18 protein-coding genes are annotated in these 16899 nt (G+C 72.5%); 13 read left to right on the top strand and 5 right to left on the bottom strand.

Annotation, left to right across the window (positions count from 1 at the left end; genetic code table 11):
• The first annotated feature begins 33 nt into the window (after positions 1-33).
• A complete protein-coding gene (locus SCNRRL3882_RS11925) occupies positions 34-894 on the top strand; it encodes a thioesterase family protein (protein WP_010041780.1) in 861 nt (286 codons plus the stop codon).
• On the opposite strand, the gene SCNRRL3882_RS11920 is transcribed toward SCNRRL3882_RS11925, so the two are convergent.
• On the bottom strand, positions 881-1465 hold the full coding sequence (locus SCNRRL3882_RS11920) for a TIGR03086 family metal-binding protein (protein ID WP_010041787.1): 585 nt from the start codon (positions 1463-1465) through the stop codon (positions 881-883). The two genes, SCNRRL3882_RS11925 and SCNRRL3882_RS11920, sit on opposite strands and share 14 nt — an antisense overlap.
• Positions 1466-1566: 101 nt before the next feature.
• Between SCNRRL3882_RS11920 and SCNRRL3882_RS11915 the strand changes: the two genes are divergently transcribed.
• Positions 1567-2544 carry a helix-turn-helix transcriptional regulator gene (locus tag SCNRRL3882_RS11915; protein WP_010041789.1) on the top strand — a complete coding sequence of 326 codons (978 nt, stop codon included), beginning with the start codon at positions 1567-1569 and terminating at the stop codon, positions 2542-2544.
• Between the two features lie 117 nt (positions 2545-2661).
• On the opposite strand, the gene SCNRRL3882_RS11910 is transcribed toward SCNRRL3882_RS11915, so the two are convergent.
• On the bottom strand, positions 2662-3300 hold the full coding sequence (locus SCNRRL3882_RS11910; RefSeq protein ID WP_010041791.1) for a TetR family transcriptional regulator: 639 nt from the start codon (positions 3298-3300) through the stop codon (positions 2662-2664).
• Between the two features lie 116 nt (positions 3301-3416).
• Here SCNRRL3882_RS11910 and SCNRRL3882_RS41095 point away from each other — a divergent pair, with 116 nt between their 5' ends.
• From SCNRRL3882_RS41095 to SCNRRL3882_RS11895, 3 genes are all read left to right on the top strand, one after another.
• Positions 3417-3584 carry a hypothetical protein gene (locus SCNRRL3882_RS41095; protein ID WP_010041793.1) on the top strand — a complete coding sequence of 56 codons (168 nt, stop codon included), beginning with the start codon at positions 3417-3419 and terminating at the stop codon, positions 3582-3584.
• 53 nt (positions 3585-3637) lie between these two features.
• Positions 3638-3904: a hypothetical protein gene (locus tag SCNRRL3882_RS11900; protein ID WP_010041795.1), complete on the top strand. Its 267-nt coding sequence runs from the start codon at positions 3638-3640 to the stop codon at positions 3902-3904.
• Between the two features lie 149 nt (positions 3905-4053).
• Entirely contained in the window at positions 4054-5223 is a 1170-nt protein-coding gene (locus SCNRRL3882_RS11895) for a cysteine desulfurase family protein (protein ID WP_010041797.1), read from the top strand.
• Positions 5224-5251: 28 nt separating this feature from the next.
• Here the strand turns inward: SCNRRL3882_RS11895 and SCNRRL3882_RS11890 are convergent, their stop codons facing one another.
• Positions 5252-5917, bottom strand: a complete 666-nt coding sequence (locus SCNRRL3882_RS11890; RefSeq protein WP_010041799.1) for an N-acetylmuramoyl-L-alanine amidase — start codon at positions 5915-5917, stop codon at positions 5252-5254.
• A 59-nt stretch (positions 5918-5976) separates the two neighbouring features.
• On the opposite strand from SCNRRL3882_RS11890, the gene mnmA reads away from it, so the two are divergent.
• Positions 5977-7107 (top strand): tRNA 2-thiouridine(34) synthase MnmA, encoded by a 1131-nt coding sequence (gene mnmA / locus SCNRRL3882_RS11885; protein WP_010041801.1) that lies wholly within the window; start codon positions 5977-5979, stop codon positions 7105-7107.
• A gap of 34 nt (positions 7108-7141) precedes the next feature.
• On the opposite strand, the gene SCNRRL3882_RS11880 is transcribed toward mnmA, so the two are convergent.
• Both SCNRRL3882_RS11880 and SCNRRL3882_RS11875 read right to left on the bottom strand, forming a co-directional pair.
• Positions 7142-7924, bottom strand: coding sequence for an alpha/beta fold hydrolase (locus SCNRRL3882_RS11880; RefSeq protein WP_010041804.1), 783 nt, complete (start codon positions 7922-7924; stop codon positions 7142-7144).
• Between the two features lie 61 nt (positions 7925-7985).
• Positions 7986-8309 carry a DUF427 domain-containing protein gene (locus tag SCNRRL3882_RS11875; protein WP_010041806.1) on the bottom strand — a complete coding sequence of 108 codons (324 nt, stop codon included), beginning with the start codon at positions 8307-8309 and terminating at the stop codon, positions 7986-7988.
• 81 nt (positions 8310-8390) lie between these two features.
• Between SCNRRL3882_RS11875 and SCNRRL3882_RS11870 the strand changes: the two genes are divergently transcribed.
• From SCNRRL3882_RS11870 to gatC, 7 genes are all read left to right on the top strand, one after another.
• A complete protein-coding gene (locus SCNRRL3882_RS11870) occupies positions 8391-9194 on the top strand; it encodes a class I SAM-dependent methyltransferase (RefSeq protein WP_010041807.1) in 804 nt (267 codons plus the stop codon).
• A complete protein-coding gene (locus SCNRRL3882_RS11865) occupies positions 9191-9730 on the top strand; it encodes a TIGR00730 family Rossman fold protein (protein WP_010041808.1) in 540 nt (179 codons plus the stop codon). The genes SCNRRL3882_RS11870 and SCNRRL3882_RS11865 overlap by 4 nt, the downstream gene beginning before the upstream one ends.
• A 41-nt stretch (positions 9731-9771) precedes the next feature.
• On the top strand, positions 9772-10470 hold the full coding sequence (locus tag SCNRRL3882_RS11860) for an SDR family oxidoreductase (protein WP_029181303.1): 699 nt from the start codon (positions 9772-9774) through the stop codon (positions 10468-10470).
• A 29-nt stretch (positions 10471-10499) separates the two neighbouring features.
• The gene (locus SCNRRL3882_RS11855) at positions 10500-11507 is read left to right on the top strand and encodes a methionine synthase (RefSeq protein WP_010041810.1); all 1008 of its coding nucleotides are present in this window, start codon (positions 10500-10502) and stop codon (positions 11505-11507) included.
• A gap of 15 nt (positions 11508-11522) precedes the next feature.
• Positions 11523-13718 (top strand): NAD-dependent DNA ligase LigA, encoded by a 2196-nt coding sequence (gene ligA, locus SCNRRL3882_RS11850; RefSeq protein WP_010041811.1) that lies wholly within the window; start codon positions 11523-11525, stop codon positions 13716-13718.
• 256 nt (positions 13719-13974) lie between these two features.
• Complete coding sequence (locus tag SCNRRL3882_RS11845) at positions 13975-16272, top strand: putative bifunctional diguanylate cyclase/phosphodiesterase (RefSeq protein WP_010041813.1); 2298 nt, start codon at positions 13975-13977, stop codon at positions 16270-16272.
• A 325-nt stretch (positions 16273-16597) separates the two neighbouring features.
• A complete protein-coding gene (gene gatC / locus SCNRRL3882_RS11840; protein ID WP_004925108.1) occupies positions 16598-16894 on the top strand; it encodes an Asp-tRNA(Asn)/Glu-tRNA(Gln) amidotransferase subunit GatC in 297 nt (98 codons plus the stop codon).
• Positions 16895-16899 lie beyond the last annotated feature (5 nt).

Below are 16899 nucleotides of genomic sequence, written 5' to 3'. Positions count from 1 at the left end.
CCGCTTAGTAGTTAGTTCTTGTACTGTTCAGCCATGCCAGAAGCAGCCTCCGCCCCGGCCGTCCGGGCCACGATCGGGGACAGCGAGTTCGACCGCGACACCGCGCTCAGCCGACGCGCGCCCGGCGTCTACGACATCGACCTCTCCGCCGGCTGGACGATCATCAGCGCCGTCAACGGCGGCTACCTGCTGGCCGTTCTGGGCCGCGCGCTCGCGGACACCCTGCCGCACGCCGACCCCTTCACCGTCTCGGCGCACTACCTGACCGCGTCCCAGCCCGGCCCCGCGGTCGTCCGCACGGAAGCCGTCCGCACCGGCCGGACCCTGTCGACCGGCCAGGCCTCCCTCTTCCAGTACGACGACGAGGGCCGCGAGGTGGAACGCATCCGCGTCCTCGCCTCCTACGGCGACCTGGACGCCCTGCCCGACGACGTCCGTACGACGGCCAGGCCGCCGGCGATCCCGCCGCTGGAGCACTGCTTCGGCCCGGAGGACGGGGCCGCCCCCTTCTCCGGCAGCTCGGCCATCACCGACCGGCTGATGCTCAAGCTGGACCCGGCGACCCTGGGCTGGGCCCTCGGCAAGCCGTCCGGCAAGGGCGAGATGCGGGCCTGGTTCGGGCTCGCGGACGGCCGAGACCACGACCCGCTCTCCCTCCTGCTGGCGGTGGACGCCCTGCCGCCCACCGCCTTCGAACTCGGGCTGAAGGGCTGGGTGCCCACCGTCGAGCTGACCGTGCACGTCCGCTGCCGCCCGGCGCCGGGCCCGCTGCGCGTGTCGATCACCACGCGCAACCTCGCCGGCGGCTTCCTGGAGGAGGACGCCGAGGTGTGGGACAGCGCCGACCGGCTGGTGGCGCAGTCCCGTCAGCTCGCGCGGGTCAGGCTCGGCTGAGCGGCTCGCGCCCCAGCCAGGCCGCCAGCCTGCCGTAGACGTCGGCGCCCTCGGGGGCCGGCCGGGCCGAGGCGAACGGCGTGTTCTCGTCCCGCTGTTCGTCCGGCAGCATGCGCTGGGCGACGGTCAGCGCGAACTCGGCGAGCTCCGGGTCCAGTTCGCGCGGGTGCCCCAGGGCCTCGGACAGGTCCCAGGCGTGGGTCACCGTCTCCAGGACGTAGGCCGACACGGCGGCGCGGCCGGGCATCTCGCCGAACGGCAGGCGCACCACCGTGTCCAGCAGGTCGTCGCCCGCCCAGGCCTTCACGGCCCGGGTCCTGGCCTCGTCGTACGCGGCCGTCCAGCCGTCGTCCGGCACGTCCTCGGCGAACGGCCGTACCGCGGCCGCGTCACCGCCCTCGGCGACGACGGCCACCCGGCGGGCCCCACCGGTGAGATGGCTCAGCAGGGTGCGCACGTCGAACTCGGTGCACGGCGTGGGGCCGTCCAGCTGCTCCGCGCGGACGGACGCGATGAGCTCGGCGGCCTGCTGCGCGGCCCGGGCGAACAGCGGACGGGGATCGTTGGTCATGAGACTCCTCCTGAGTGCGTGGACAGGGGGAGCATGGCCGGAAAACCTGACAGCCGCCGTCAACATTTGCCCGCGCCCTCGCCCGCCACGATGCTGATGCCGTGAAGTCCGACCGTCTGCTGTCGATCCTGCTGTTCCTCCAGACCCGCGGCCGGGTCCCCGCCCGCGAACTCGCCGAACGGCTGGAGGTGTCGGTCCGCACCGTCTACCGCGACGTCGAGTCCCTGTCCGCCGCCGGCGTCCCGGTCTACGCCGAACGCGGCCGGCACGGCGGCATCGAACTGCTCGCCGGATTCCGTACCGACGTCACCGGTCTGACCGCCGACGAGTCGCGCGCGCTGTTCGTCCTGGCCGCGCAGGGCGCGCACGCCGCGCTCGGTCTGGACGCGGCGTTCGGCTCGGCCCTGCGCAAGGTGATGGCCGCGCTGCCGGCCCCGCACCGCCCGGCCGCCGAGACGGCCTCCCGGCGCATCCTCGTCGACGCCACCCGCTGGCGCGGCGGGCCGCAGCCGACCGTCGACCTGGAGGTGCTGCGGGACGCGGTCTTCGCCGACCGCAGGCTGCGGCTGCGCTACCGGCACAGCGGGGAGCGCCAGGTGCGGACGTACACCGTCGACCCGTACGGCCTCGTCGCCAAGGCCGGCGTCTGGTATCTGGTCGCCGACCGGCGGGCCGAGCCCCGGCTCTTCCGGGCGGACCGGGTGCGCTCCGCCCGGCTCCTCGACGAGCCCGTGCGGCGGCGTCCGGGCGTCGAACTCGCCGGAGTCTGGGAGATCCTGCGCCGCCAGGTCGAGGAGCGGCCCAGCGGATTGAACGTCACCGTCCGGGTGCGGCGCGACCGGCTCGACATGTTCCTGCGGCTGACGGCCTTCCTCCCGTCGGAATTCCTCGACGACGACGGCGAGAGCGAGTGGGCGACCGTGCGGCTGACGTACGGACTGCTCGGGGAGACCCGCCAACTGCTCGTGTTCGCCGACCAGGTGGAGGTCCTCTCACCCCCTCAGGTGCGCGAGGAACTGGCCCGGGCGGCCGCTTCCGTCGCGGAGCTGTACCAGCGCTCCGGCGAGGAGCAGGGGTGAAACGCCTGGTCGGCGGGGTGTCCTGAGGCGCGCGGTGGGGGCCAGGTCGCCGGCGGGCAGGGGCGGCAGGACGGACAGCCGCGCCCGCCGTCGCCCCGCCGCGTCCTGTTCGTGCGGTCAGTCCAGCCAGTGGTGCCGGCCCAGGCCGATCAGCCGCATCTGCCGGGTCGCCACCTGCGCGACGTGCCGGGTCCGCTCCTCGCGCTCCCGCTCCGGCCCCTCCAGTGCCTCCAGGAACAGCGACGCGGTGATCAGCATCTGGTCGACGTAGAGGTGCGCGAGCATCAGCAGGTCGTCCTCGGTCCAGCCCGCGGACACCGGGTCCTTGGCCAGTTCGTCCTTGACCTCCTGGGCGAACCGGGCCAGCTGGTCCCGTATGGCCTCCCGGACCGGCTGGACTCCGCCATGTCGTTCACGGGCGATGAACCGGACATGTGCGGGGTACCCGTCGACGTGACGGGCGATCAGCTCGATGGTGCGCGTGATGCGTTCCTCACTGTCGCCCGTCGTGGACACCGTCGTCCGGATCATCGGGTGCAGGCTGCCCAGCGCCTCCTCGACCAGGGCCACGCCCAGATCCGCCGTGGAGCGGAAGTGGCGGTAGAAGGCGGTCGGGGCGACACCGACGGCGCGGGTGACCTCGCGCAGGCCGAGGCTGCTCAGGCTCTGCTCCTCCAGCAGCCCGAGGGCCGCGTCCAGGAGCGCCTGCCGCGTCTTCAGCTTCTGGGCCTGCCGGATGCCGAGAGTGTGACTCATACCATGCAGTTAACAACTGTTCTCTGTAATTGGAAAGTCGTGAGGCAGGCTAGACTGGGAAGTCAGTGAACAACTGTAACTACAAACGTTCACCGAAACCCTGGGGGTTGTTTCCCGTGCTGTTCATCGTCGCCGCACTCCTGCTGCTGGGCTTCGTCCTGGGCACCGTGGCCCACGCGCCGCTCACCTTCTCCGTGGCCACGGGCGTCGTCATCGCCGTCTGGCTCGGCATCTTCGCGCTCCGCGAGCGCCACGGCCGCCGGCGCCACACCCAGGCCCACTGACGCCGCACCCGCTCACCGACCACCCACCGACCCGACACCGGGAGTCGATCACCATGCAGCTCACCGCTCCGGCCACGCGCCGCACCGGTATCCGTGACACCGACGGCATGGCTGTCGCGTCCTTCATCCTGGGCCTGCTCGGCCTCCTCGTCCTCAACATCTTCCTCGGCCCGATCGCCATCGTGCTGGCGAGCGTCGCCCTGTGGCGCGGCACCCAGCGCCGCGGCCGTGCGTTGCTGGGTCTGGGCCTCGGCGTCGCCGACCTGCTGGTCCTGGCCGCGTTCGTGCAGGCCGACAGCACGATCTCGTGGAGCTTCTGAGCCGCCGTCGGACCGTCCTTCGTCGACGAGCCGCGGTCGGCCCGGGGGCGACGGGCCGCAGCCGCGCCGGAAAGCGGTTCACTTCCCTTCAGGTTCGGCCAACCTTGATCTGAGGACCGCCGCGGCGGAGCCGTAGAATCGGGCTCACCATGGCTTACCTCGACCACGCCGCGACCACCCCGATGCTCCCGGAGGCGGCAGAGGCGCTCACCGCCCACCTGGGTGCCACCGGCAACGCGTCCTCCCTCCACGCATCCGGCAGGCAGGCCCGCCGCACCGTCGAGGAGGCCCGCGAGACCCTCGCCGAAGCCCTCGGCGCCCGCCCCAGCGAGGTCGTCTTCACCTCGGGCGGCACGGAGGCCGACAACCTCGCCGTCAAGGGCCTTTACTGGTCACGCCGGGACGCCGACCCGGCCCGCACCCGCGTCCTCGCCAGCCCCGTCGAACACCACGCGGTCCTCGACGCCGTGCACTGGCTCGGCGAACACGAGGGCGCCACCATCGAGTACCTGCCCGTCGACGCCCACGGCCGCGTCCACCCGGACGCCCTGCGCGAGGCGATCGCCCGCAACCCCGACGACGTGGCCCTCGCCACCGTCATGTGGGCGAACAACGAGATCGGGACGATCCTGCCGATCCGCGAACTCGCCGACGCGGCCGCCGAGTTCGGTGTCCCGCTGCACTCGGACGCCGTCCAGGCCTTCGGCCAGACCCCCGTGGACTTCGCCGCCTCCGGCCTCGCCGCGATGACGGTGTCCGGCCACAAGATCGGCGGGCCGTACGGCATCGGTGCCCTGATCCTCGGCCGTGAGCACACCCCCGTCCCCGTCCTGCACGGCGGCGGCCAGGAGCGGCACGTGCGCTCCGGCACGCTCGACGTGCCGGCCATCGCCTCGTTCGCGGTCGCCGGGCGGCTGGCCGCCGAGCAGCGCGAGTGGTTCGCCCGCGAGATCGGCGCCCTGCGCGACGCCCTCGTCGCCGCCGTCCGCGAGGCCGTGCCGGACGCGATCCTCGGCGGCGACCCGGACCCGGAGGGGCGGCTCCCGGCCAACGCGCACTTCACCTTCCCCGGCTGCGAGGGCGACTCCCTGCTGCTGCTGCTCGACGCCCAGGGCATCGAGTGCTCCACCGGCTCCGCCTGCACCGCCGGCGTCGCCCAGCCCAGCCACGTCCTCCTCGCCACCGGCACCGACCCGGACCTGGCCCGCGGCACCCTCCGCTTCTCCCTCGGCCACACCTCCACGGAGGCCGACATCGAGGCCCTGGCGAAGGCCATCGGCCCGGCGGTGGAACGGGCGCGGGCGGCGGGGCTGACGTAGTTCCCGCCGTCCCGCCCCGCTCGACCGGTCAGGCCGGTGTCGTACGCGCCGCACGCACCAGCCGCATGTACCTGTCCCAGTCCCAGTGCGGCCCCGGGTCCGTGTGGTCCGTGCCCGGGACCTCCACATGGCCGATGATGTGCTCGCGGTCGACGGGTATGTCGTAGCGCGCGCAGATCCGGGCCGTGAGGCGGGCCGAGGCCTCGTACATCTCGTCCGTGAAGTCCTGCGGCCGGTCCACGAAACCCGCGTGCTCGATGCCGACACTGCGCTCGTTGTAGTCGCGGTTGCCCGCGTGGTATGCCACGTCGAGCTCGCGGATCATCTGGGCGATGTGCCCGTCCTTGCGGACGATGTAGTGCGAGGCAGCCTTGTGCGCCGGGTCCTGGAACGCCTTCACCGCGCTGTCGAAGCTGCCCTGGGTGACATGGACGACCACCATGTCTATGCCGTAGTCGTCGGGCCGGTCCGCACGGCGCCAGTTCGCGTCCGACGCGGCCACCCAGCGCGCGCCCGCGTAGTCGACCTCGCCCTCCTTGCGGGGCTTCTCCACGCCCGGCACGCGCCACCACAGCCGGCCCAGCTCGTCCCGGGCCAGCACCGCGGAACCCGCGGCGGCCGCCGCCCCGCCGACGATCAGGGCCCGCCGCCCGATGCGCCGGTCCGTGTCCTTGGATGCTCGTCTCGCCCCCATGTGATCGCCAACGGATACCCGGCCGCCCTGGTTCCCGCGCCCCGTACCCTGGAAGCGTTATGACTCACACCCCGCAGCGCTCCCGTCCCCTCCGCGTCCTGGCCGCCATGTCCGGCGGAGTCGATTCCGCCGTCGCCGCCGCCCGCGCGGCCGAGGCGGGCCACGACGTGACCGGCGTCCACCTCGCGCTCTCCGCCAACCCGCAATCCTTCCGGACGGGCGCGCGGGGCTGCTGCACCATCGAGGACTCGCGCGACGCCCGCCGCGCGGCGGACGTCATCGGCATCCCCTTCTACGTGTGGGACCTCGCCGACCGCTTCCGTGAGGACGTCGTCGAGGACTTCGTCGCCGAGTACGAGGCCGGCCGCACCCCCAACCCCTGCCTGCGCTGCAACGAGAAGATCAAGTTCGCGGCGCTGCTGGACAAGGCGCTCGCGCTGGGCTTCGACGCGGTCTGCACGGGCCACTACGCCAAGGTGATCGTGCACGAGGACGGCACCCGCGAGCTGCACCGCGCCTCCGACATGGCCAAGGACCAGAGCTACGTCCTCGGCGTCCTGGACGACAAGCAGCTCGCCCACGCGATGTTCCCGCTCGGGGACACGCTCACCACCAAGGACGAGATCCGCGCCGAGGCCGAGCGCAGGGGCCTGGCGGTGGCCAAGAAGCCCGACTCGCACGACATCTGCTTCATCGCCGACGGCGACACCCAGGGCTTCCTCGCGAACCGGCTCGGCCGCTCCGAGGGCGACATCGTCGACGAGTCCGGCAACCGGCTCGGCACGCACGAGGGCGCGTACGGCTTCACCATCGGCCAGCGCAAGGGCCTGCGCATCGGCACCCCGGCGCCCGACGGCAAGCCGCGCTACGTCCTCGACATCTCCCCGGTCACCAACACGGTCACCGTCGGCCCGGCCGACGCCCTGGACGTCAGCGCCCTGACCGCGATCAAGCCGCGCTGGTGCGGCGCCGCCCCCACCGGCCCGGGCACCTACACGGCCCAGCTCCGCGCACACGGCGGCGAGACCGAGGTCACCGCCGAGCTGGTCGACGGCCGGCTGGAGGTGTCCTTCGCCGAGCCGGTCCGCGGCGTCGCCCCCGGCCAGGCGATCGTCCTGTACGACGGCACGCGCGTGGTGGGCTCCGCGACGATCGCGTCGACCAGGCGAGCGGCGGCGGGCGTGGCCTGACGCTGCGGACGTGCGGGCAGGCCCCCCGTCCCTGTCACCCCCGTGAGAAGAACTCCACCAGCACCGGCGCCAGCACATTCGGCTCCACCATGTGCGTCTGGCCCTGGAGCGTCCGGTACGACCCCTGGGGGACGGATTCCGCGATCGCCCGGGCCGCCTCGCGCAGCCAGTCGGGGCTCGCGTCGCCCGCGACCGCCAGGACGGGAACGCCGATCGACGCCAGCCGGTCCCGGGGGACCCGCCCGTCGCGCATGACGGCGTCGTCGTAGGCGAGGCTCGGGGCGATCGTCTCCATGCCGGCCCACATGGGGGACTGGCGGGCGCCCTGGATCACCCCCTCGGCCAGGCCGGTCAGCCGCAGGAACAGCTCGACCGCGTCCCCGCGCCGCCCCTCACCGAGCGCCTCCGTCAGCCGCCGGGTGTACTCGGCGCGCTCCTCGGCACCCTCCTCCGACATCGCGAACGGCGTCTCGTACACCGCGGCCCGCCGCACCGGCAGACCGCTCGCCGCCGCCTCCAGCACCAGCGCCCCGCCCGACGAGATGCCGTACAGGAACGCCTCGCCGCCCACCGCCTCGATCACCGCCGCGAGGTCCTCGACCTCGCGCTCCACGGCGTACGGCGGCGTGTCCCCGCTGGCACCGCGGCCCCGGCGGTCGTACACGACGGCCTGGAAACGCTCCGAGAGCGACACGGCGAGCGGCGCCAGGGTGCCGCCCGTCGACATCGCACCGCTCACCAGGACGACGGCGGGGCCCCGGCCGGTGCTCTCGTAGGCGATGCGGGTGCCGTCGCGCGAAAGGATCCTCTTGTCCATGTCAGTGCAGACTGCCGCACGGCACGGTGTTCATGGGTGAGGCGGGCCGTGCGTCAGCCGATCACAGCACGTCGACTTCGTAGAAGCACAGGTGGTCCTTGATCTCCGCGACGCCCGGCTCGGGCTCCGGGTACGCCCAGACGAGGTCCGCGGCGTCCGGCAGCGACCAGTAGGACGCGGTGCCCTTGAACGGGCAGTACGTGCGCGTGCCGGACGGGGTCAGCAGGTCCAGGCGGACGTCCTCGGCCGGGATGTAGTAGCGGTCGGGACAGCCCGTCTCGCGCAGGACCAGCGGCCGGTCGCTCTCGGCCAGGACCTGCCCGGCGTGCGCCACGCGCACGGGCCGGTCGCTCCGCTCGATGGTGATGCGATGCCCGGTGGTCACGATCGCCCTCCTTGGGTAGCCGACTTCCCGGATACAGCGCACGCTGAAGCGGAGTTCTTCCCTCGCCGCAGGAGGCCACCCATGCGAGCCACGGAACCGGCCGGAAACCGCAGCGCCCTGGTCCACCAGATCCGGTACGCCCTGCGCCACCCGGAGCGCGTTCCCGCGCACGCCCGGCGCGCGGTGCGGGACGCCTGGCTGCGGCTGCGGTACCGCGACCACATCGCCTACTACCGCGCCGTGATGGCCTCCGACGCGGCGCGCAGCGCGGAGGCGGCGGTGGGGCACAACCCCTCGCGCGAGGCGTGGGCGCGGATCGGGCGCATGCAGTTCGACTACCTCGTGGGACACGGCCTCCAGCCGCACCACCGCATGCTGGAGATCGGCTGCGGCAACCTGCGCGCCGGGCGGCTGTTCATCGACCACCTCGACGCCGGGCACTACTACGGCATCGACATCTCGCCGCACATCCTGCTGGCCGCCCAGGACACCCTCGTGGCCGAGGGCCTCCAGTCCAAACTGCCCTACCTGGCGCTCGCGGACGACCTCACCTTCGCCTTTCTGCCCGACGGGCACTTCGACGTCGTGCACGCGCACAGCGTCTTCTCGCATTCGCCGCTGCACGTCATCGAGGAGTGCTTCGCCCACGTCGGCCGGATCCTCGCGCCCGGCGGGTTCTTCGACTTCACGTTCGACCGCACCGAGGGCGAGGAGCACCAGGTGCTGCACGAGGACTTCTACTACCGGACCGCGACGCTGACCGAACTCGCCGCCCGGTACGGCCTGGACGCCCGGTTCATGGACGACTGGGAACAACTGCCGCACCGGCAGTCCAAAATGCGGATCACCACGACGGCGGACCGGGCCCGTACGGTGGGCTCATGAACATCTGTGTCTTCCTCTCCGCCGCCGACCTCGACGAGCGCTACACCCGTCCCGCGCGGGAGTTCGCCAAGCTGCTGGGCAAGGGCGGCCACACCCTCGTGTGGGGCGGCTCCGACGTCGGCCTCATGAAGGTGGTCGCCGACGGGGTGCAGGAGGCGGGCGGCCGGCTCGTCGGCGTCTCCGTGCAGTTCCTCTCGGCCAAGGCCCGCCCCGGTGTCGACGAGATGGTCGTCGCCCGTGACCTCGCCGAGCGCAAGAAGCTGCTCCTGGAGAAGGCCGACGCCGTGGTGATCATGGTCGGCGGGACCGGCACGCTCGACGAGGCGACGGAGATCCTGGAACTGAAGAAGCACGGCCACACGGACAAGCCCGTGGTCCTGCTGAACACCGCGGGCTTCTACGACGGCCTGAAGGAGCAGTTCCGCCGCATGGAGGACGAAGGCTTCCTGCCCCGCCCCCTCACCGACCTGGTGTTCTTCGCCGAGGAGCCGGTGGGTGCGCTGGCGTACCTGGAGGAGAGCCGGGGCGTGGAGTGAGCCCGGGCCGATGCCCCGGGTGACTCCCGTGTGATGCGAGCATGGCGGGCATGGCTACTCATGTGATCACCGGAGCCGGTTCCGGCATCGGCGCGGCCGTGGCCCGCCGTCTGCACGCACGCGGGGACGACCTCGTGCTGCACGCGCGCGACGCGGGCCGCGCGAAGGAGCTGGCGGCCGAGTTCCCCGGGGCGAGGACCCTGGTCGGTGACCTCGCCGACCCCGACAGGCTCTCCTGGGCCTTCTCCCACCAGTCGCTGCCCGACCGCGTGGACTCGCTGCTGCACATCGCCGGGGTCGTCGACCTCGGTCCGGTCGGCGAGCTCACCCCCAAGACCTGGCGCCACCAGCTCAACGTCAACCTCGTCGCCCCGGCCGAGCTGACCCGCCACTTCCTGCCCCAGCTGCGCGCCGCCCGCGGCCACGTGGTCTTCGCCAACTCCGGCGCCGGGCTGAGCGCCCACGCCGGCTGGTCCGCGTACGCGGCCTCCAAGCACGGTCTGAAGGCCCTCGCCGACTCCCTGCGCCACGAGGAGCACGCGGGCGGTGTCCGCGTCACCTCGGTCTACCCCGGCCGCACGGCCAGCCCCATGCAGGCCAAGGTCCACCAGCAGGAGGGCAAGGAGTACGACGCGTCGAAGTGGATCGACCCCGAGTCGGTCGCCACGACGATCCTGATGGCCCTGGACCTGCCGAGGGACGCCGAGGTCAACGACCTGACGGTACGTCCGGGGAACTGACCGGCCGGGCCGCTGCGTAGGCTGCTCCGGTGAGCGAAAACAGCCAGTTCAGGTTCGGTGCCGCCACAGGTGTCGGCTCCCTGCCCGGGGGCGACGCCCGGGAGGCCGTCAGAACCGTCACCGGAACCTTCGAGGACTTCCCCTTCCTGCCGGAACTGCCCGCCCGCGGACCCGGCGCGGACATGATCGGGCGGACCGCAGGCATGCTCGTCGAGCTGTACGCGCGCGTGGAGCCCAGCGGCTGGCGACTCGGCGACCGCCCGGGGCGGGACACCAGACGGGCCCGCTCCTGGCTCGGCGAGGACCTCGACGCGCTGGAGGAATTCACGCAGGAGTACGCGGGGCCGCTGAAGGTGCAGGTCGTGGGGCCCTGGACCCTCGCCGCCCATCTGGAGCTGCGCAACGGCGAGGCCGCCCTCTCCGACCCCGGCGCCTGCCGCGACCTCGCCGCCTCGCTCGCCGAGGGGCTCCGCCTGCACCTCGCCGAGGTCCAGCGGCGTGTCCCCGGCGCGCGGCTCGTCCTCCAGCTCGACGAGCCGTCCCTCACCGCCGTCCTGCGCGGCCAGGTGAAGACGGCCAGCGGCTACCGCACCCACCGGGCCGTCGACCGGCAGGTCGTCGAGCAGACGCTGCGCGACCTCGTCGGGGTGCACACCGGCGGGCCGGTCGTCGTCCACTCCTGCGCCCCCGACGTCCCGTTCGCCCTGCTGCGCCGGGCGGGCGCCGCGGCCGTCTCCTTCGACTTCTCCCTGCTCACCGAGCGTGACGACGAGGTGATCGGCGAGGCGGTGGAGGCCGGCACCCGGCTCTTCACCGGTGTCGTCCCGTCCGCGGAGGGACCATTGTCAGACCCTGCCGGTAGCGTCATGGGTGTCAGGACGCTGTGGCGCAGGCTGGGGCTGTCACCGGGGCTTCTCGCGGAGGCGGTCACGGTCACGCCGGCGTGCGGACTCGCGGGGGCCTCCCCGGGGTACGCGCGCACGGCTCTCGCCCACTGCGTCCGGGCGGCGAGATCCCTCGCGGACAACCCAGAGTAACGGGAGGACGACACGGTGGCCGGCGACAAGCAAGCGGAGACGACGACGGTGCCCGCCGAGGCACGGGAGAAGCACGCGCGCCTCGCGGAGCAGATCGAGGAGCACCGCTTCCGCTACTACGTGAAGGACGCTCCCGTCGTCAGTGACGCGGAGTTCGACCAACTGCTGCGTTCCCTGGAGGCGCTGGAGGAGGAGTTCCCGGAGCTGCGCACCCCGGACTCACCGACCCAGAAGGTCGCCGGCGCGTACGAGACGGAGTTCACGGCGGTCGAGCACCGCCAGCGCATGCTCTCCCTCGACAACACCTTCAACGACGAGGAGCTCGCCGCCTGGTCGGAGCGCATCGCCAGGGAACTGGGCGAGCAGGACTACCACTTCCTGTGCGAGCTCAAGGTCGACGGCCTCGCCGTGAACCTCACCTACGAGCACGGCCGTCTCACGCGCGCGGCGACCCGCGGTGACGGCCGCACCGGCGAGGACATCACCCCGAACGTCCGGACGATCGCGGAGATCCCGGAGCGCCTCAAGGGCGACTTTGTCCCCGACCTCGTGGAGATCCGCGGCGAGGTCTACTTCCCGATGGAGAAGTTCCAGGAGCTCAACGCCCGTCTGGTCGCGGCAGGTGACAAGCCCTTCGCCAACCCGCGCAACGCGGCGGCCGGTTCGCTGCGCCAGAAGGACCCGCGCGTCACGGCCACCCGCCCGCTGCACATGGTGGTCCACGGCATCGGCGCCCTGGAGGGCTTCACCGGCCTCACCCGCCTCTCCCAGGCCTACGACCTGCTGGGGACCTGGGGCCTGCCCACCTCCCGGCACAACAAGGTGGTCGACGGCCTCGACGGCGTACGGGAGTTCATCGCGTACTTCGGCGAGAACCGCCACTCCGTGGAGCACGAGATCGACGGCGTGGTCGTCAAGCTGGACGAGATCCCCCTCCAGGGCCGCCTCGGCTCCACCTCGCGCGCCCCGCGCTGGGCGATCGCGTACAAGTACGCGCCGGAGGAGGTCAACACCAAGCTCATCAACATCCGCGTGGGCGTGGGCCGCACGGGCCGGGTCACGCCGTACGCCCAGGTCGAGCCGGTCACGGTCGCGGGCTCCGAGGTCGAGTTCGCCACGCTGCACAACCAGGACGTGGTCAAGGCCAAGGGCGTCCTCATCGGTGACACGGTGGTGCTGCGCAAGGCCGGTGACGTCATCCCGGAGATCCTCGGGCCCGTCGCCGACCTGCGCGACGGCACCGAGCGCGAGTTCGTGATGCCGAGCGAGTGCCCCGAGTGTGGTACGGCGCTCAGGCCGATGAAGGAGGGCGATGTCGACCTGCGCTGTCCGAACGCCCGCACCTGCCCGGCCCAGTTGCGCGAGCGCCTGTTCTACCTCGCGGGCCGCAAGGCGCTGGACATCGAGCACTTCGGCTACGTCGCCGCCGCCGCCCTCACCAAGCCGCTGGAGCCCGAGGACCCGCCGCTGGTGGACGAGGGCGACCTCTTCGACCTCACCGTCGACCGGCTGCTGCCCATCAAGGCGTACGTCCTCGACCCGGACAGCGGCCTGCCCAAGCGCGACCCGAAGACCGGTGAGGAGAAGGTCGCCACGATCTTCGCCAACCAGGAGGGCAAGCCCCGTAAGAACGCGCTCGCCATGCTGGAGAACATCGCTGCGGCCAAGCAGCGCCCGCTCGCCCGGATCATCACCAGTCTGTCGATCCGTCATGTCGGACCGGTCGCCGCCGAGGCACTGGCTCGCGAGTTCCGCTCGATCGAGCGCATCGACCAGGCCACGGAGGAGGAACTGGCGGTCACCGAGGGCGTCGGCCCGACCATCGCCGCCTCCCTCAAGCAGTGGTTCGCCGAGGACTGGCACCGCGAGATCATCCGAAAGTGGAAGGCCGCCGGTGTCCGCATGGAGGAGGAGAGCACCGGCGAGGGCGAGGGACCGCGCCCCCTCGAAGGGCTCACGGTCGTCGTCACCGGCACTCTCGAACACTTCACGCGGGACGGCGCCAAGGAGGCGTTGCAGAGCCGCGGAGCGAAGGTGACCGGATCGGTTTCGAAGAAGACGTCGTTCGTCGTTGTGGGTGACAACCCTGGCTCGAAATACGACAAGGCGATGCAGCTGAAGGTCCCGGTCCTGAACGAGGAGGGTTTCGGCGTCCTGCTGGAACAAGGACCGGACGCGGCGGCCGAAGTCGCTCTTTCGGCCGAGGAGTAGCGGTTGAAGGCCACCCGTTCGGCGCATACCAGATGCATACGGGTGGCCGGGGCGCATTCGGGCAACCGTCGGCGACCGCTGCCCGTGGATGCCTTCTGCGGCCTACTGTTGAGATGTGCGCCTGCCGTGCCCAGCTGCGGTCGGGGCATCTTCGTGCTCGCGGAGCACGGGGAAGGTTTTCCCAACGCGGGCCGTTGAGGGTTGTCGGGCACCGGGCCGCGGGGCGTGGGCACCGCCGGCTGTGAGAGGGACGGGAATGGAACCGACCGAGAGCGCCGTGCCGGGCTCACGGCTGCGCCTGCGCCGCATGGCGGTCGTCTGGCGTGCAGTACGTGGGACGGGCCGGCCGGCGGGGCGTCCGGGCGCGCAAGTGCGCGCCGTCGGACAGTACACGGCGGACGGGCACACCTCCGGGGGGCGCGCCGCGGCGGACGGCCGCGGTGCCGCACAGCCGGCCACCGAGCACACGTCCGGCCTGACCGGTGCGGACGCGGACCCCGAACGGCACCTGTCCTGGCCCGCGCTGCCCGCGGCGGTCGTCGCGGCGGCCGGGTTCGTCCTGGGCGCCGGCTTCTACCGCGCCTTCACCGGCGGCCACGCGCTCTTCCCGTCCGGCACGGCCGGCTGGGCGCTGGCCGTGCTGACCGGCATCATCGTCGGCCACCTCGTCATGCTGGGCCGCTCCCGCTGGTGGGGTGGCACCGGCTCGGGCGCCGCCCTCACGCTCGCCGTGCTGCTGCTGTACGGCTGGCTGCCGGCCGGCATGGTCAGCCTCACGGTCGTGGTACTGGTCGGCATAGCCCGCCGCAACCGCTGGCGCCAGGGCATCCTGCACGGGGCGGTCGACCTCCTCGGCATCGGCGCCGGCGCCCTGGTGCTGGGCGTCTTCGGATCCGTACCGTCCGTCGAGTCCCCCTCGGATCCCGACAGCTGGACGCTCTACACCGCGCCCGAGGTCGTCATGGTCGCCGTCTCCTACCTGGCGGTCACCCGCGTCCTGCTCTGGTTCCTGCACGCCCCGCGCCCCGGTCTGCCCACCGTCGCCCGCACCGCCCTGGTCAGACAGGGCCTGGTCGCGGTCGCGCTGCTGGGGATCGCGCCGCTGGTCTGCGTGGTGGCCATGGCCAAGCCGATCCTGCTGCCGCTGTTCTCCATTCCCCTCATCGCCCTGGACTCCACGCTCTGGATAGCCCGGGCCCGGGCCGAGGAGCAGCTGCGCGACCCGCTGACCGGGCTGCCCAACCGCCAGTGGCTGCTGGAGCGCATCTGGACCGCGCTGGACGACGCCGAGCGGATCAACGCGCGCGCCGCCCTGATGCTGATCGACCTCGACCGTTTCCGGTCCGTCAACGACACGCTCGGTCATCTGGCCGGTGACCGGCTGCTCCTCCAGATCGCCGACCGGCTGCGGGTGGCGCTGCCGCGCGGGGCGGAGGCCGCGCGGCTCGGCGGGGACGAGTTCGCCGTCTTACTGCCCGTCGCCGACTCCACCACCTCCGCGACCCGGGTCGCCCGCAACCTGGTCTCCGCGCTCAGCTCCCCGCTCGACCTCGACGGCCTCACCCTCGTCCTGGAGGCCAGCGCCGGGGTCGCCGTCTTCCCCGACCACGCGCTGGACGCCGAGGGGCTGCTGCGGCGGGCGGACGTGGCGATGTACCAGGCGAAGCGCGACCGCACGGGCGTGGAGGTCTACGAGTCGAAGCGCGACTCGAACACCCCGGACCGGCTCGGTCTGCTGGGAGATCTCCGCAGGGCGCTGGACGCGCACGAGGTCGAGCTGCACTACCAGCCCAAGGTCCGCTTCGACGGACAGGTCGCGGGCCTGGAGGCCCTGGTCCGCTGGGTGCACCCCGAGCGGGGCAAGGTGCCGCCGGACGAGTTCATAGCGATCGCCGAGTCCTCGGGCCTGATGCCCCATCTCACCGAGTACGTCCTGGAGAGCGCGCTCGGCCAGGTCGCGCGGTGGCGGGCCCAGGGGCTGTTCGTCCCGGTCGCGGTCAACGTCTCCCCGCGTGACGTGCACACCCCCGGCTTCGCCGGCTCGGTCGCCGCGCGGCTCGCCCGGCACGGCGTCCCGGCGGGAGCGCTCCAACTGGAGATAACGGAACACGTCCTCCTGGAGGACCCGCAGCGCGCCGCCGACACCCTCAACGGACTGACCGGGCACGGCGTGAAGATGTCCCTGGACGACTTCGGCACGGGCTACTCGTCGCTGGTGCACCTGCGCAAGCTCCCGGTCAGCGAGCTGAAGATCGACCGCTCCTTCGTCGCCCGGCTCGCCGTCGACACGGAGGACGCGGAGATCGTGCGCTGCACGGTCGACCTGGCGCACTCCCTCGGTCTGCTCGTCGTCGCCGAGGGCGTCGAGGACGACGAGACCTGGGAGCGCCTGCGCGACCTCGGCTGCGACGCCGTCCAGGGCTGGCTGGTCGCCGCCGCGATGCCCCCCGAGGAGACCACGGCCTGGCTCCGCGCCCGGGGCTCCCGCGGCTGGCAGCGTCCCCGGGCCGCCCTCCCGGCGGCGACGGCGGACGACTCGGGCCGCATCGCCTGAGGCCCCGGCCCGGACCGGTTCGGTCTCCGGTCCTGAACGACTCCGGCGGGGCCGGGCCGCCGGGGCCGGGCAAACCGTTTCACGCTCACACCTGCCCGCCCCATAGGATTAGGGCCTGGCGCCACATTCCCGCCTGCCGTGCGACGCCTGGCACGCACGCTCGCCGCGTTGCCGAACCGCCCACGTGGCCCCGCCACGAGGACGCTCCGGCGCCTTGCGATCGCTCGCGCCGGAGGCCGCACGGCCCGCCCTCCGGGCGGACGACGGGAATGTGACGCCAGGCCCTAGGCCCCAACCACACACACTCACCCCAGAGGATCGCTGCATGCCTGGCATCACGCGCGAGGAGGTCGCCCACCTCGCCCGGCTGGCGCGTCTGGAGCTGAAGCCCGAAGAGCTTGACCACTTCGCGGGCCAGCTGGACGACATCATCGGCGCGGTGGCCCGCGTCAGCGAGGTCGCCGACCAAGACGTACCGCCGACCTCGCACCCGCTCCCGCTGACGAACGTCATGCGCCCGGACGAGGTCCGTCCCTCGCTCACCCCCGAGCAGGCGCTCTCCGGAGCCCCGGCCCAGGAGCAGCAGCGTTTCAAGGTGCCGCAGATCCTGGGGGAGGAGTAACCCGC

It is taken from the genome of Streptomyces chartreusis NRRL 3882, from assembly GCF_900236475.1.
Taxonomy (GTDB): Bacteria; Actinomycetota; Actinomycetes; order Streptomycetales; family Streptomycetaceae; genus Streptomyces; species Streptomyces chartreusis_D.
The sequence above is the reverse complement of the archived record's forward strand: the minus strand, read 5'-3'. Positions and strand labels throughout refer to the sequence as shown.

Excerpts from the sequence above, each read along its gene's own strand:
- SCNRRL3882_RS11925 (WP_010041780.1), top strand. The coding sequence starts at position 34 with ATGCCAGAAGCAGCCTCCGCCCCGGCCGTCCGGGCCACGATCGGGGAC.
- SCNRRL3882_RS11920 (WP_010041787.1), bottom strand. The coding sequence starts at position 1,465 with ATGACCAACGATCCCCGTCCGCTGTTCGCCCGGGCCGCGCAGCAGGCC.
- SCNRRL3882_RS11910 (WP_010041791.1), bottom strand. The coding sequence starts at position 3,300 with ATGAGTCACACTCTCGGCATCCGGCAGGCCCAGAAGCTGAAGACGCGG.
- SCNRRL3882_RS11900 (WP_010041795.1), top strand. The coding sequence starts at position 3,638 with ATGCAGCTCACCGCTCCGGCCACGCGCCGCACCGGTATCCGTGACACC.
- SCNRRL3882_RS11895 (WP_010041797.1), top strand. The coding sequence starts at position 4,054 with ATGGCTTACCTCGACCACGCCGCGACCACCCCGATGCTCCCGGAGGCG.
- SCNRRL3882_RS11890 (WP_010041799.1), bottom strand. The coding sequence starts at position 5,917 with ATGGGGGCGAGACGAGCATCCAAGGACACGGACCGGCGCATCGGGCGG.
- mnmA (WP_010041801.1), top strand. The coding sequence starts at position 5,977 with ATGACTCACACCCCGCAGCGCTCCCGTCCCCTCCGCGTCCTGGCCGCC.
- SCNRRL3882_RS11880 (WP_010041804.1), bottom strand. The coding sequence starts at position 7,924 with ATGGACAAGAGGATCCTTTCGCGCGACGGCACCCGCATCGCCTACGAG.
- SCNRRL3882_RS11870 (WP_010041807.1), top strand. The coding sequence starts at position 8,391 with ATGCGAGCCACGGAACCGGCCGGAAACCGCAGCGCCCTGGTCCACCAG.
- SCNRRL3882_RS11865 (WP_010041808.1), top strand. The coding sequence starts at position 9,191 with ATGAACATCTGTGTCTTCCTCTCCGCCGCCGACCTCGACGAGCGCTAC.
- SCNRRL3882_RS11860 (WP_029181303.1), top strand. The coding sequence starts at position 9,772 with ATGGCGGGCATGGCTACTCATGTGATCACCGGAGCCGGTTCCGGCATC.
- SCNRRL3882_RS11845 (WP_010041813.1), top strand. The coding sequence starts at position 13,975 with ATGGAACCGACCGAGAGCGCCGTGCCGGGCTCACGGCTGCGCCTGCGC.
- gatC (WP_004925108.1), top strand. The coding sequence starts at position 16,598 with ATGCCTGGCATCACGCGCGAGGAGGTCGCCCACCTCGCCCGGCTGGCG.